Raw genomic sequence first — 12,007 nt, 5'->3', positions numbered from 1 at the left:
CGTCTCGCCATAGTAGTCATTCTGGTTCATCTCCTTATGCGGGTTAGGTTCCCACACACAAACCATTAGACACTCTCGACACTCTCCACCGAAGCACTGCCGCTGCAAGCTCTCAACCAGGCAATCGTGTGTGCTGAGGAAACAACAGGTCTCATTCACCATTCGGATCACGGATCGCAGTATGTCAGCGTGGTCTACAACCAGCGACTTGCCCAACACGGGATCACTGCTTCCACCGGAAGTGTGGTGACTTATATGACAATGCACTGGCTGAAAACGTTAACGGCCCCTCATAAGAACGAGCTCATCCATACTCGCAGGTGGAATGACGTTGTCGAGGTAGAAATTGCGACGTTCGAGTGGGTGTCATGGTGGAACGAGGTAAGGCTCCACCAAAGCTTGGGATATCGAACCCCAGCCGAGGTGGAAACCGAATTTTGGAAGAAGACCCCGCAACAGGGAATAATAGAAATCAAGGCAAATGCCTAGGAACAAAACTCGGGGCACTTCATTCCTTGGCGGAGTATGCAATGCCATTCAGGTGGCCGCACTGCGAATCATCGTGGTGGGAACCGTACCTGATGGGGTGAAGCCCAAAGCCCTTTCTACGATGGGATCGATAAATAGCTCTGCGATGCTTATCGGATACATTATCGGGGCGCCTATCGTAAGTGCCATCGGCCCGGCAGCGGCACTTGCCGTATCCGGAATTGGAACCTCGGTGCTTACAGTAGGGCCAGTCCTGAAACACCGTTTGCAATGATTTCCATGCGCGCACCTAGTTGCTGTTTTTCTTTTTCTTCGTGCGCAGCATGTCCATGCTCATTACGGCGCCGATGATGGCGGCGTGCTGTTGCTCGTTGAGGCCTGGCGCGATCCGCAGGAGATACGTGTTTTTACCCATGAAGTAGTTGCCCATGCCGGTCCATTTATTGGAGACATCGGCAAGCTGGCGATCCTGGGAGGTGATGGTGAGGTTCCAATCCCAGAAATCGCCGTGCACTTCGACGTCGGCAAAGCCCCCCATTGTTAATTCCATCTTGGTTTTGAACATGGAGAAGCGCTTGGTGATAACGGCCATGGGCTGTTCAATTCCCGGTAGGTGTACCTCGTAGGTATCCCGCAAAAAATTCGGCGGATCCGAGATCGTCATGACTGTTTGTTGGGGGTTGCCTTCGGCATCCGTGAGTGCGACCTCCAAGCTACGGGAGGGTTTAAACACCATCTCCTTAAGGCTGGTGGATTGCACGATGGTGCCCACTGGGGTCCCGTTGACATCAGAAATCATGAATCGATCCTTGAGGAGGGACTTGGTCTGGGAAATGATCAGCTCGTCGAGCGTGAATAATTTTTGCATCATGCCAACCAATGTATGGCAGTGGGCGTTTTTAATCCTCCTTCCTTGGGATGGTTTTTTCTTTTTCCTGTGCTTCGTGGGCCTCTTCGTAGGCCCGTGCGCGGTGGGCGGTCATGGTTTGTGCAAAAGTCTGCACCCAATTCTTATTCTTTTCCGCCAGCGGGCCGGAGGGCTCGGTGACGGTCCAGGTGCCGTCCTCGAAGAACCAAATAATGTCCCGGGTGTGCGGATCCATGACGTAAAAGGCCCGGCCATCGGTCTTTATGTTGTGGTGGTGTTGGCACAGGCACGCAAGGTTTGCGGGAGTCGTCGGCCCGCCATCCGCGTGGTTGATGCGGTGATCCTTCTGGCACACCGTGGCAGGGCGGTTGCAGCCAGGGTAGCGGCAGGTGCCGTCGAATCCTTCGAGGTAGGCTGCCATATCCGGCGGGGTGACATATCCCTTTACGTCTTTATCCGGGTTCAGTTCCCGGATCTTGGAGTAGGGCAGGGCGTTGGAGCGCGCCGGGTCGAGCCACCCAACGGATTCAATGAATGCGGGGGAGTTGGGGACATCGGTTGCCTTGTAGGCATTCAGGATGACCTGGGGTGCTTCGGTATTGCCGGTGAGGAGGGAAATGGCGGCATCGGCAAGCGAGCAATCCAGCTTGAGCGCAGTCTCCTTGATGCACTTATCTACGCACGCCATCACCGAGGGATCCGCGCTCAGCGTCATTGCTGCGGTATTGTTTCCCCAATTCTCCATGGTGTAGCGCGGCTGGGTCGGCCCCTTCTTGACCGCAAGGGTGTCATCTTCGAGGTTGATGAGCTCGTTGATCTTCCTTTTAATCTGCGCTTGCGTCCGCATGGCCTGGTTGGCGCGGGTGGGGGTGAGGTAGGCGGTGAGCTGCTCATCGATGCGCGCGACTACCTCCGGGGCCGGGTTGCCCAGGCGGTTAAGGGATTTATTGATGGCAATGAGGCGGTCTAAATCTAAGTGGTAAAGCTGGTGCTGCAGCTCTTTCAGCTGCGGGAGCTCTTCTAGGCGATACAGGGCCATCAGAATATGGCCGATTCGCCCCTGATTAACTCCGGTGGTGCGGTAAAGGGATTGGGTGACTAATTCGAAATCAGAATCGAGATCGGGGATCTGTTCAGTCCAGAACTCGTATTCAGATTTTCGCATCTCAAAAGCTAAGCGTGTAGTGGGGTCTTTGGTGTTGGTCGTGGAAAAGTATGGATCTTCCATGGCGCTTAAAACCTAAATTTGTGTTGTGAACGTGTGTACGAAAAACACTATAGAACACCCGCCGGACATTCGCCTGTTTTAACGCGTTTTCGCAGGTAGGAATGCATATTCTTCCGTCAGGATAACCGGCTCAAAAAACAAAATTATGTGCTAGCTTGAGGAGGGTATGAGCCAGGAGCAGGAAACGCAGGAAGAACCCGGCCGCGCGTGGTGGCAGTGGTGGGCGCCTTTGGCGATGATCGCTAACTTCCTGGTGCTCCCGCCGGCGATTTACCAGGCGGTTTCCGGAACGACGCTGCTCGGCATCATGGGTGGGCTTACCGTGCTTATTGCTCTTATCGATGCCGCCACATTCCGCTACTCATGGACCATCTTCTGGGTTGCGGGCATCGCCTATTTCGCGGCCATGGAGATGTACTTCAACGAGGGGACATGGATTTACCTGCCGGTAGTGGTCCTTTTGGCGTTGGGTGCTAGCAAATTGGGCGCCAAGTTGAGGAAGCGCTGATGGAAATCTGGCGGTTGGACCACCCTGAGGCTGGCCTGCTCGAGGTTGAGCGCGGCTACGATGCCGAGTTCGCTGAGCAGGGCGAATGGCCCAAGGAGCCGAAGGAATTTACGCCGGTGCTTGTCGATGCCCCCTTTATCCGCCGATTCCAGCTCTGGCGCAAGAATCCTGCACCCCGCATGCAGATTGTGGTCAATGGCGAGGTTCGCAGCCGGCACGACAAGCCGCGTGGCGGCCGTTATTCATTGCAGAAGAAGCTGGAAAGCGATCTCTCATTCAGCGAGAATAGTGCGCCGCTGACTAAGCCTTATGTAGATATCCAAGCCACGCCCTTTGGGGAGATACAGGATGTCTACTACCGCGATGGGGAGGAGGCCGTGGCCTTTGATCCGCCGCCGGGCTCCTTGGGTGAAAAGCGGCGCCAGGCAATGGAAGAAAGCCCCTTCAAGCGTGTGCTATATCCGCTGCTCGGTGGGCTAGGGAAGTCTGGGTGGGCCATTGCGATGATTGCTTTGGCTCCTATTATTAGCCGCATCCTGTCGCGCCTTTTGCCGGATTGGGAGCTGCCGGATGTAGATTTCCCGGAGATTTACCTTCCGCTGCCGAATCTGCCGGAGCCACCGCAGATTACCTTGCCCGCGCCGCAGTTTGCGGTGCACTTTGAAGCGCCGGAGTGGGTGGTTTTCCTAATGGATTACAGCAGGGTGTGGATGCCTATAGTTATTGCCATTGCCTTTGGGGTGATGGCGGTGCGCAATGCCAAGAAGTCGGAGGCGAAGAAGAAGGAGTGGCAAGGCCATGAAGATTCACGGCGCGATTGATGCGGAGGGCCGGTGCAAGCATTGGCATTCCCCGCTCGACGTGGTGGCCAATAAGTGCGCGACCTGTGGCGAGTACTTCGCGTGCGCGCTGTGCCATGCGGAGCTGACGGATCATGAGTTTGGGCCCATGCTTGTCGATGCCCCCGCTGCGCTCTGCGGTTCCTGCGGCCTCGAGATGGATTACCAGCTGTATTCTACTGTCGAGGCATGCCCGCAGTGTGGGCATATGTTTAATCCCGGCTGCAGCGCGCATGCCGGGATCTATTTTCAGGTCACCGCGTAAAAGCGAGGGGAGTGCTACTGGTTCAGACCCAAAAAGCGGTTGACCAAGCTGTGGTAGGCGCGCACGGTGAGATCGAGGTCCTCGAGGTAGAGGTGCTCATCGTGGCTGTGTAATTGCGAGTTGGCGCTGGCCATATCGCGGCCTTCGGCGTGCATCGCAAAGCCATAGGCGTTGCCGCCCTTGCGGCGGGCGAAGCGGAGGTCGGAGCCACCGGTGGCGTGGACGGGCACGACGTCTTTATCGGGGAAGAACTCCTTGGCGGTGGCCTCGATGGTGCGCCAGAGCTCGGTGTCGGTGGAGGACTGGGTGGCGTCTTCGGTAATGAGGTGCTCGATTTCTACCTCATCGGCGAGATCGCCCAGTGCGCTGCGGAGGAAATCGTCCAAGTCTTCCTGGGTTTGCCCCGGGAAGGGCCGGATATCCATCTCGAGGTAGGCGTGGGAAGGCAGCACGTTGATGGCCCCGCCGGCGCGGAGGACGGTCTCGGCGATGGTGGTGTGGCTAAAGGCGTGGGCGTAGGCATCGAGGTTGCCGAACTTGGTGTAGTCACCAGTGCCATCGATAAGCTCTTTTTCGGTCTCAGGGTCGAACTTAAAGGTGCGGACGAAGCCCTCCCAGATCTCGTTGGAGGCTGTGGGTAGCTCGGCCTCGGCGATGCGGCGGGCGACCTCGCCAATCTTTACGATGGCAAAGTCCTTGCCGTAGGGAGTCGAGCCGTGCCCGGCATCGCCGGTGACATGGAGGCGGCGCTGGCCAGCGCCCTTTTCGCCCACGTTGAAGCCCACCGCGCCGGGCAGGTGGCTACCGCCGGTCTCGGAGAGGCAGTTCTTCCAGGAGAAGGCATCGGGGTGGTTTTCTGCCATCCACCGCACGCCCAGGCCACCGCGGGCCTCTTCATCGGCCATGCCCACGAAGGCGAGTGTTCCGCCGGGGTTGCCGGCGCGCGCTACCTCGCGGGTGACGGCGGCCATGGTGGCGGTAATAAAGAGCATGTCTACGGAACCGCGGCCGTAGAGCTTGCCGTCTTCAATGAGCGCCTCGAAGGGAGGCTTAGTCCACTTGGGTTCGTCGACGGGCACGACATCGGTATGCCCCATAAGGGTGAGGGGCTCCTTGGCGGGATCGCCGGGCACAGTGACCACGATGGACACGCGTCCCGGGTGGGATTCGAAGCGCTCGATGGAGACGTCTTCACCGGCAAAAAAGTTCTCTAACGTATCGGCATTGCGCACCTCAAAGCCGGAATCCGGGGTGAGGTCGTTTACACAAGCATTGCGGATGAGTTCTTGGAGGAGCTCGAGGGTGTCATCGTAAAGCGTCATGCCCCTTAGGGTAATCCCGCGAAAAAAATTTTGTGATTTTGGCCAAAGTTGAACGGCGTTCAAGTAGGGTTCACTGCATGAGCATCATCGACATCGCCCGTGAGAAAGCTCTGGAGCAAGGCAAAGGCCTTAACCAGGAAGAACTACTACAAGTACTGCAGGTTCCAGATTCCCAGCTGGAAGAAATTGCTGATATCGCCCACCAGACCCGCCTGAAGTGGTGCGGCCCGGACGTATCGGTGGAAGGCATTATCTCCATCAAGACTGGTGGTTGCCCAGAAGATTGCCACTTCTGCTCCCAGTCCGGCCTCTTCGAGTCCCCAGTGCGCGCAGTGCGCCTGAACATCCCTGAGCTGGTGGAAGCGGCACAGAAGACCGCTAAGACCGGCGCTACCGAATTCTGCATCGTCGCTGCGGTGAAGTCCCCGGATGACCGCCTGCTGGACCAGGTGGGCGAGGCCATCGCCGCTATCAATGATGCCGTTGACATCGAGATTTCCTGCTCCCTGGGCACCCTGACCCGCGAGCAGGCACAGCGCCTGAAGGACATGGGCGCACAGCGCTACAACCACAACCTGGAGACCTCCCGCTCCTACTTCCCCAACGTGGTCACCACCCACACCTGGGAAGAGCGCAAGAAGACCCTGGACTACGTGCGTGAGGTAGGCATGGAAGTCTGCTGTGGCGGCATCATCGGCATGGGCGAGTCCCTGGAGCAGCGCGCCGAGTTCGCAGCCCAGCTGGCAGAGATCGATCCGTGCGAGGTTCCGATGAACTTCCTCGACCCTCGCCCGGGCACCCCGTTCGCTGACCGCCCGCTGGTCCCGCTGGGTGAGGGCTTGCGCGCCGTTGCTGCATTCCGCTTGGCGATGCCCTCCACCACCCTTCGCTTCGCTGGCGGCCGCGAGCTTTCGCTTGGCGATGACGGCACCGAGCGCGGTTTGCTCGGCGGCATCAACGCCATCATTGCCGGCAACTACTTGACCACTCTGGGTCAGGAAATCGAAAAGGATGTGGACATGCTGGGCCGCATCGATCTCCCGATCAAGGCTCTGTAGTGTCCGAGTCGAACTCTGAGTTGGCAACCGCCGTCCTGGCCGGGGACGAGCCAATTTTCCACCCCAATACCGGCAAGCCGATCGAAGAGGTCTTCACGCTACACCCCGCTGCAGCCGCTGGCCTCGACGTACCGCGCTACTGCCAGATCTGCGGCCGCCGCATGGTGGCCCAGGTGCGCCCCGATGGCTGGCACACCAAGTGCTCGCGCCACGGGGAGCTAGATTCTGAGTGGTTATACGTAGAGCAGCTACCAGAGAGCTAGCACTACCAAGATAAGGAGCCGCTGCCGCAAGGCAGGCGGCTCTTTTTTCTATTGAAAAACAGCCGTGAAATGCGGGTAGGTAATCCTACTTGCGAATTTTGGTGCGTCCTACTTTAGAGATTTGGTACTCTCTACTTTAGAGATTTGGTGCGTCCTACTTGCGAAATTTGGTAAATATATGTTTGTTCCTCGGCAGCTCAGTGGATCTATAGCGCAGTTAATGAAATGGTTTCCAGTTGTTAGCGTGACGGGGCCGCGGCAGTCTGGGAAGTCGACCCTTCTGAGAGAAATGTTTCCGGACTTGTCATACCTCAATCTTGAGGATCCAAGTATCCGAAGGGTGGCACAAGAAGATCCTGTGGGTTTCCTTTCGAGCCAACGTGGACCTTTGATTATAGATGAGGCTCAATATGCACCGGATCTGTTTTCCGTTGTCCAACTTCGTTCGGATGAAGTGGGAAGCCCTGGGCAATATATCTTATCCGGATCGCAAAATTTCTTGCTTATGGAATCCATAACGCAATCGCTGGCGGGCCGCGTTGGGATCAGTCATCTGTTGCCCTTCGGCCTCATGGAAGCTCGCTCTATATCAGCTGATCTGACCGTTGATGAATTTATGGTTCGTGGTGGATATCCGCGCTTGTACCAGGCTCAAATTCCTCCGGAAATCTATTTTGAAAACTACGTGCAGACTTATCTCCAACGGGATGTGAGTGGGTTACTCAATGTTCGGAATAGTGATAGCTTTTGGCGATTCATTAAGGTCTGTGCGCTGCAAGCTGGAAACTTAATCAACTATTCCGCAATCGCAAATGAGATTGATGTTTCTTTCCAGACGGTAAAAAATTGGGTCTCAATTCTGGAGTCTAGTTTCATCATATTTTCTTTACCCAGCCACCATTCCAATCCTCGGAAGGTGCTTACCAAGACCGCGAAGTTGTATTTCTATGATACTGGTCTGTTGTGCCACCTTCTTGGTATTTCTTCACCAGAAGAACTTTCTGTGCATCCACAGTCAGGTGCAGTGTGTGAAAATATGGTGGTAGCAGAAACCATGAAAACGCATATTTACTCTGGTCGCAAGCCGGATCTACGGTTCTATCGGGATAGTTCTAAAAGAGAAATCGACCTATTGGATTTTACGGGCGGCGATCCTAAGGCTTATGAAATCAAGGCATCGCAGACCTATCATTCCAAATACACGCGTCATCTCGCGACTGTAGGTGAAGAGCTGGAGATCAAACCCGCAAACCGCACAGTGCTATACCGCGGCCAGCATTCCTTCGAAGCGAATGGTGCGCAGGTAGTCCCCGTTGAGCAGTACTTGAAGGCGCTTGATTAGATTGGTGGGTATGGATCCCGCTGTAGCCCATGCTCATCAGTCCGCGCTGAGATCGATTGCGCGTGTCGTGGAGGAGACGGCGCCGCATACGGAGGCGGGGCAGGCTTTGGGGGACATCGCCAAGCAGCTGCGAGAAGGGCCGGTGATGGTGCTGACCGGGGCGGGGGTATCGACGGAATCGGGGGTGCCGGATTATCGCGGACCGCGGGGCTCGCTGAGCAGGCACCGGCCGATGACGTATCAGGAATTTCGCCACGATCCGGCCGCTAGCCATAGGTATTGGGCGCGCAGTTTCGTGGGCTGGCGTGTGATGGATTCTGCGGCACCCAATCGCACGCATTATGCGCTCGTGGAGTTGGAGCGCGCCGGGCTGGTCAATGGCGTGGTGACCCAAAACGTGGATGGCCTGAATAAACGGGCCGGTACGGACAGGCTGGTCACGCTGCACGGCGATATGGAAACCGTGGTGTGCCTGTTGTGTGGTCACTATGAAGATCGCGGGCACTTCGATGCGCGATTGGCTGCCGCGAACCCGGGCTACCTGGAGCGCCTGGTGGTGGAAAGGGACCAAGTTAATCCGGATGGTGACGTGACGCTGGATGAGAAAGATGTCGCGGCGTTCCGGATGGCTGGCTGCGAGCGTTGCGGATCGGAGCTGCTCAAGCCTGACGTGGTGTATTTTGGCGAGCCCGTGCCAGCCACGCGGCGGGATGCGGCCTTTGCGCTTTTGAACGAGGCTAATTCGCTGCTGGTGGCCGGTTCTTCGCTGGCGGTGATGAGTGGCTACCGCTTCGTGCTCGAGGCAAAGAAGCAGGGCAAGCGCGTGGCCGTTATTAACGGTGGGCCTGGCCGCGGGGACAAGAAGGTGGATACGCTGTGGCGCACGCAGGTGGGCCCGGCCTTTGATGCCCTGCTCGATGAGCTGGAGATTTAATTATCGCGGCGTGTGCTCGACCATCCTGAGCAGCGTGCGCACGATGGCGTGCACGCGCTTATCCATGGGCATATCTTCGTGCATGACCACGGCGTGGCGGTCAAAATCTTGGATATAGATATTGCGCACCGCACCTTCGGGCGCGCCCTCGGGGTCGAGGAAGCAGGTCTCGGGCGGGACGACGACGGCATCGGAACGCGTGGCGATGCAGGTGTAGCTCACGCCGGATTCGAGGTCGCCGTCGCGGTTGACATCGCGAAGCACCTCGCTGCCTACCACCTGATCCATGCCGGCGGGACCAAACCAGCCATCGATAATGGAGCGGATCACCGCCTCTTGGCGTTGGGTGCGAATGAGGCGACTGGCGATGCCCCCGTGGGTCGTCCCATGATTAGGCGCGCTGATGCTCATGAGGTGGATGACCTTTTCGGCGCCGCCGTCCATGCGCATCCAGTACCGCGCGAGCAGTCCGCCCTGGGAGTGGCCTACTAAGATGACCTTTTCTGCCCCGGTGACGGCGAGCACGGTATCGATATACGCGCCAAGCTGCTGGGATGATTCCGGGATGGTCTGCGTGGCGCGGTGGCCGTAGTCAGGGGCAAAGACCGCCCAGCCGTCTTGGCGCAAGATATTGCCCATAATCTGCCAGACGCCCTTGGTATCGCAGGTGCCGTGGACCAGGATGACCGGCCAGGGGCGCTCGTCGCTCGGGCGGGCGCCCCAATCGTCTTCGAAAACGCCGCGTGGCTTAGTGCGTGCGCCGAGGGGCAGGGTCCTGGCGGCATCGGCGTCGAGGGCGGAATCGCCGGGACTGGACTTGTCCTTTTCGGCCTTGAGTCGGTCAACGATCTCATCGGCGACGTCATCCTGCAAAGCACTGGCCGCGGCCGGGGAGGCGATGCCAAGGCGTGGCGAATCTTTTTCTTCGGGTGCATCTTCCTCGTTCACGCGCCCGAACTTGAGGAGTTGTTCAGAAATAATGCTTTTCAACTCTGCAAGAGATTCGACAGCCATGCCTTCCAATCATACGCGTTAATGCAGGTAAATGGCCTCTTTGGAAAAGTTGAAGAAATTTATGGGCAAGCCCTTGACCTCACGCCACAATCTTTGTAAACTTAGGCTTGCCTAATCACGGGCGGTGCTTACGGCGTAGGGCGCTCCACTCCTTGCCGCTAAGTGCCAGAGATTAGTCATGGGGAGAGGGCCCGCCGATGCGCAGTCGGCGGGCCTTCGTTTATGCCTCGGGAGGGTTAGTCGTCGAAGCAGGCGGCGGGCGCTTCATCCTCGCGCGGGGGAATGGGTAGTTCAACGGGAAATTCACGGGTGGCGGCAAAAAGCTCCACCCCAATATTAGTGGCAGGCATAGAGCTAACGATACCAAGTTGGTGTTTCGGATTCAGAGCTGGAAAAGACTCAGCTGCCGTGCTGCGCGGTCCCCGCTAAACTCGCCGTTATGACCGATCTGCAGCATGTCCACTCCGTAGATGAAGCGGTGACTCGCTTAATTGAGCATTATGAAACCTCGTGCGAGATGGCCCGCGAGGCCCTTGCATCGGGGACCCTCGATGATTATCGCCACGTGGTCTATCCCAAGGTGACAGTGGAGATCCGTAAATGGCAGCCGATTGACCGCTCCGAGCCCTTTGGCTATGTGGACGAGGCCGGCAAGTATTCTGCGGTCGTCTCCAAGCCGCACATCATCCGGGAGTACTTGCACGAGCAGCTGACTCGGCTGACTAACAATTATCCGTGCGATATCTTCGTGGGCCAATCGGATGAGCGCATTCCGCCGGAATACATCAAAGATGCCCCGGCGGCGCCGCAGGAGCGCGGTCCCATCCCGCGCCCGACCTTGGATGAGGTCAACGATGCGATTATTGATGGCGAGTGGGATGCCTTTCACGGCGGGGAAAAGCCGCTCTTTCACTTCGGGGCGCAGCGCTTCGATATTGCCTGTGCGCGCATCGAGCACTACACCGGCATCGAGGTCGATACGGTGCAGAAATACATCCTGTTTACCAATTACGCGATGCACACCACGGAGTTTGTGAAATTTGGCTTGCGCGAGCTGACCAAGGAAGATTCGCGATATACGGCGCTCGTATTGCCCAATGGGGAGACCATTCACCCCAATGATGCGGTGGACCTCGACTTGGATGGGCTGACGCTGACCTCGCGCTTCCAGATGCCCCGGTTCGATCTCATCACCGCGGGTGGCGATGGCATCACGATGATCAACATCGGCGTGGGGCCATCGAATGCCAAGACCATTACGGACTGCTTGGCCGTGCTGCGGCCGGAGGCCTGGATCATGATTGGCCACTGCGCCGGCATGGATGGGCGCATGCGCATCGGTGACCTGATCTTGGGCAATGCCTACGAGCGCCACGACCACATCTTGGACCGACAGGTGGTTTCTTCTACGCCGATTCCGGCCATTCCAGAGGTCCAGCGCATGCTGGAGGCGGCCGTGGATGAGGTCTACGGCAGCGATAATTCGCTCATGCGCACCGGCACGGTGCTATCGACCGATGACCGCGATTGGGAGTGGCGCACCAGCCGGGATCTGTGGGAGTGGTTGCGCACTTCTACCGCGGTGGCGGTGGACATGGAATCGTGCGCCTTGGCGGCAAATGGGTACCGCTACCGCGTGCCCTATGGCACGCTGCTATCCGTATCGGATCTGCCACTGCACGCCGTGCCGAAGCTGCCGGCGCAGGCCCAGGCGTTTTATTCCAACTCCAAGGAAGCCCACGTCATGTGCGCGGTGCGCGCGGTGGAACAGCTGGCAGAAAACCCGGAGCGCCTGCGCACGCGCAAGCTGCGGCGCACGTTGGGAGAGGTTCCTTTCCGGTAGCTGCTTTCCCTTGGTAGGTATCGCTAGTTAAACT

Annotated in this window: 13 protein-coding genes; 9 read left to right on the top strand and 4 right to left on the bottom strand. The window is 57.8% G+C overall.

The genetic code is table 11. From position 1 onward, the window contains the following. The first annotated feature begins 255 nt into the window (after window positions 1-255). Window positions 256-489, top strand: coding sequence for an integrase core domain-containing protein (locus ABRP87_RS07415; RefSeq protein ID WP_349868222.1), 234 nt, complete (start codon window positions 256-258; stop codon window positions 487-489). 289 nt (window positions 490-778) lie between these two features. Here the strand turns inward: ABRP87_RS07415 and ABRP87_RS07410 are convergent, their stop codons facing one another. Both ABRP87_RS07410 and ABRP87_RS07405 read right to left on the bottom strand, forming a co-directional pair. Continuing rightward, window positions 779-1,360 carry an LURP-one-related/scramblase family protein gene (locus ABRP87_RS07410; protein WP_239269688.1) on the bottom strand — a complete coding sequence of 194 codons (582 nt, stop codon included), beginning with the start codon at window positions 1,358-1,360 and terminating at the stop codon, window positions 779-781. A 28-nt stretch (window positions 1,361-1,388) separates the two neighbouring features. Next, entirely contained in the window at window positions 1,389-2,522 is a 1,134-nt protein-coding gene (locus ABRP87_RS07405; RefSeq protein ID WP_349868221.1) for an HNH endonuclease signature motif containing protein, read from the bottom strand. Window positions 2,523-2,751: 229 nt separating this feature from the next. Between ABRP87_RS07405 and ABRP87_RS07400 the strand changes: the two genes are divergently transcribed. From ABRP87_RS07400 to ABRP87_RS07390, 3 genes are read left to right on the top strand one after another with little or no spacing between them, the layout of a single operon-like run. Beyond that, complete coding sequence (locus ABRP87_RS07400) at window positions 2,752-3,093, top strand: heme transporter (protein WP_239269686.1); 342 nt, start codon at window positions 2,752-2,754, stop codon at window positions 3,091-3,093. Then, entirely contained in the window at window positions 3,093-3,914 is an 822-nt protein-coding gene (locus ABRP87_RS07395) for a hypothetical protein (protein ID WP_349868220.1), read from the top strand. Before ABRP87_RS07400 ends, ABRP87_RS07395 begins: the two co-directional genes overlap by 1 nt. Further along, window positions 3,892-4,197 carry a CHY zinc finger protein gene (locus ABRP87_RS07390; RefSeq protein WP_349868219.1) on the top strand — a complete coding sequence of 102 codons (306 nt, stop codon included), beginning with the start codon at window positions 3,892-3,894 and terminating at the stop codon, window positions 4,195-4,197. Before ABRP87_RS07395 ends, ABRP87_RS07390 begins: the two co-directional genes overlap by 23 nt. 14 nt (window positions 4,198-4,211) lie before the next feature. Here ABRP87_RS07390 and ABRP87_RS07385 read toward each other — a convergent pair whose 3' ends face one another. Next, complete coding sequence (locus ABRP87_RS07385; protein ID WP_349868218.1) at window positions 4,212-5,519, bottom strand: M20/M25/M40 family metallo-hydrolase; 1,308 nt, start codon at window positions 5,517-5,519, stop codon at window positions 4,212-4,214. Window positions 5,520-5,596: 77 nt separating this feature from the next. Here ABRP87_RS07385 and bioB point away from each other — a divergent pair, with 77 nt between their 5' ends. The 4 genes from bioB (at window position 5,597) to ABRP87_RS07365 (ending at window position 9,116) form a co-directional block, all read left to right on the top strand. Beyond that, window positions 5,597-6,577 (top strand): biotin synthase BioB, encoded by a 981-nt coding sequence (gene bioB / locus ABRP87_RS07380; RefSeq protein WP_005276160.1) that lies wholly within the window; start codon window positions 5,597-5,599, stop codon window positions 6,575-6,577. Continuing rightward, window positions 6,577-6,840 (top strand): biotin synthase auxiliary protein BsaP, encoded by a 264-nt coding sequence (gene bsaP / locus ABRP87_RS07375; RefSeq protein ID WP_349868217.1) that lies wholly within the window; start codon window positions 6,577-6,579, stop codon window positions 6,838-6,840. The genes bioB and bsaP overlap by 1 nt, the downstream gene beginning before the upstream one ends. Window positions 6,841-7,018: 178 nt before the next feature. After that, window positions 7,019-8,182: an ATP-binding protein gene (locus ABRP87_RS07370; protein WP_349868216.1), complete on the top strand. Its 1,164-nt coding sequence runs from the start codon at window positions 7,019-7,021 to the stop codon at window positions 8,180-8,182. 10 nt (window positions 8,183-8,192) lie between these two features. Beyond that, a complete protein-coding gene (locus ABRP87_RS07365; protein ID WP_349868215.1) occupies window positions 8,193-9,116 on the top strand; it encodes a Sir2 family NAD-dependent protein deacetylase in 924 nt (307 codons plus the stop codon). Here ABRP87_RS07365 and ABRP87_RS07360 read toward each other — a convergent pair whose 3' ends face one another. Next, a complete protein-coding gene (locus ABRP87_RS07360) occupies window positions 9,117-10,130 on the bottom strand; it encodes an esterase/lipase family protein (protein WP_298694520.1) in 1,014 nt (337 codons plus the stop codon). A 439-nt stretch (window positions 10,131-10,569) separates the two neighbouring features. On the opposite strand from ABRP87_RS07360, the gene amn reads away from it, so the two are divergent. Continuing rightward, window positions 10,570-11,973, top strand: a complete 1,404-nt coding sequence (gene amn, locus ABRP87_RS07355; RefSeq protein WP_005276174.1) for an AMP nucleosidase — start codon at window positions 10,570-10,572, stop codon at window positions 11,971-11,973. The last annotated feature ends 34 nt before the right edge of the window (window positions 11,974-12,007 follow it).

The sequence above is a fragment of the Corynebacterium sp. KPL2830 genome (assembly GCF_040225635.1).
Lineage (GTDB): Bacteria > Actinomycetota > Actinomycetes > Mycobacteriales > Mycobacteriaceae > Corynebacterium.
The sequence above is the reverse complement of the archived record's forward strand: the minus strand, read 5'-3'. Positions and strand labels throughout refer to the sequence as shown.

Bases quoted from the DNA above. Each gene is read 5' to 3' on its own strand.
- ABRP87_RS07370 (WP_349868216.1), top strand. From the start codon at position 7,019: ATGTTTGTTCCTCGGCAGCTCAGTGGATCTATAGCGCAGTTAATGAAA.
- ABRP87_RS07365 (WP_349868215.1), top strand. From the start codon at position 8,193: ATGGATCCCGCTGTAGCCCATGCTCATCAGTCCGCGCTGAGATCGATT.
- ABRP87_RS07395 (WP_349868220.1), top strand. From the start codon at position 3,093: ATGGAAATCTGGCGGTTGGACCACCCTGAGGCTGGCCTGCTCGAGGTT.
- ABRP87_RS07405 (WP_349868221.1), bottom strand. From the start codon at position 2,522: ATGCGAAAATCTGAATACGAGTTCTGGACTGAACAGATCCCCGATCTC.
- ABRP87_RS07385 (WP_349868218.1), bottom strand. From the start codon at position 5,519: ATGACGCTTTACGATGACACCCTCGAGCTCCTCCAAGAACTCATCCGC.
- amn (WP_005276174.1), top strand. From the start codon at position 10,570: ATGACCGATCTGCAGCATGTCCACTCCGTAGATGAAGCGGTGACTCGC.
- ABRP87_RS07360 (WP_298694520.1), bottom strand. From the start codon at position 10,130: ATGGCTGTCGAATCTCTTGCAGAGTTGAAAAGCATTATTTCTGAACAA.
- ABRP87_RS07415 (WP_349868222.1), top strand. From the start codon at position 256: ATGACAATGCACTGGCTGAAAACGTTAACGGCCCCTCATAAGAACGAG.
- ABRP87_RS07410 (WP_239269688.1), bottom strand. From the start codon at position 1,360: ATGATGCAAAAATTATTCACGCTCGACGAGCTGATCATTTCCCAGACC.
- ABRP87_RS07400 (WP_239269686.1), top strand. From the start codon at position 2,752: ATGAGCCAGGAGCAGGAAACGCAGGAAGAACCCGGCCGCGCGTGGTGG.
- bioB (WP_005276160.1), top strand. From the start codon at position 5,597: ATGAGCATCATCGACATCGCCCGTGAGAAAGCTCTGGAGCAAGGCAAA.
- ABRP87_RS07390 (WP_349868219.1), top strand. From the start codon at position 3,892: ATGAAGATTCACGGCGCGATTGATGCGGAGGGCCGGTGCAAGCATTGG.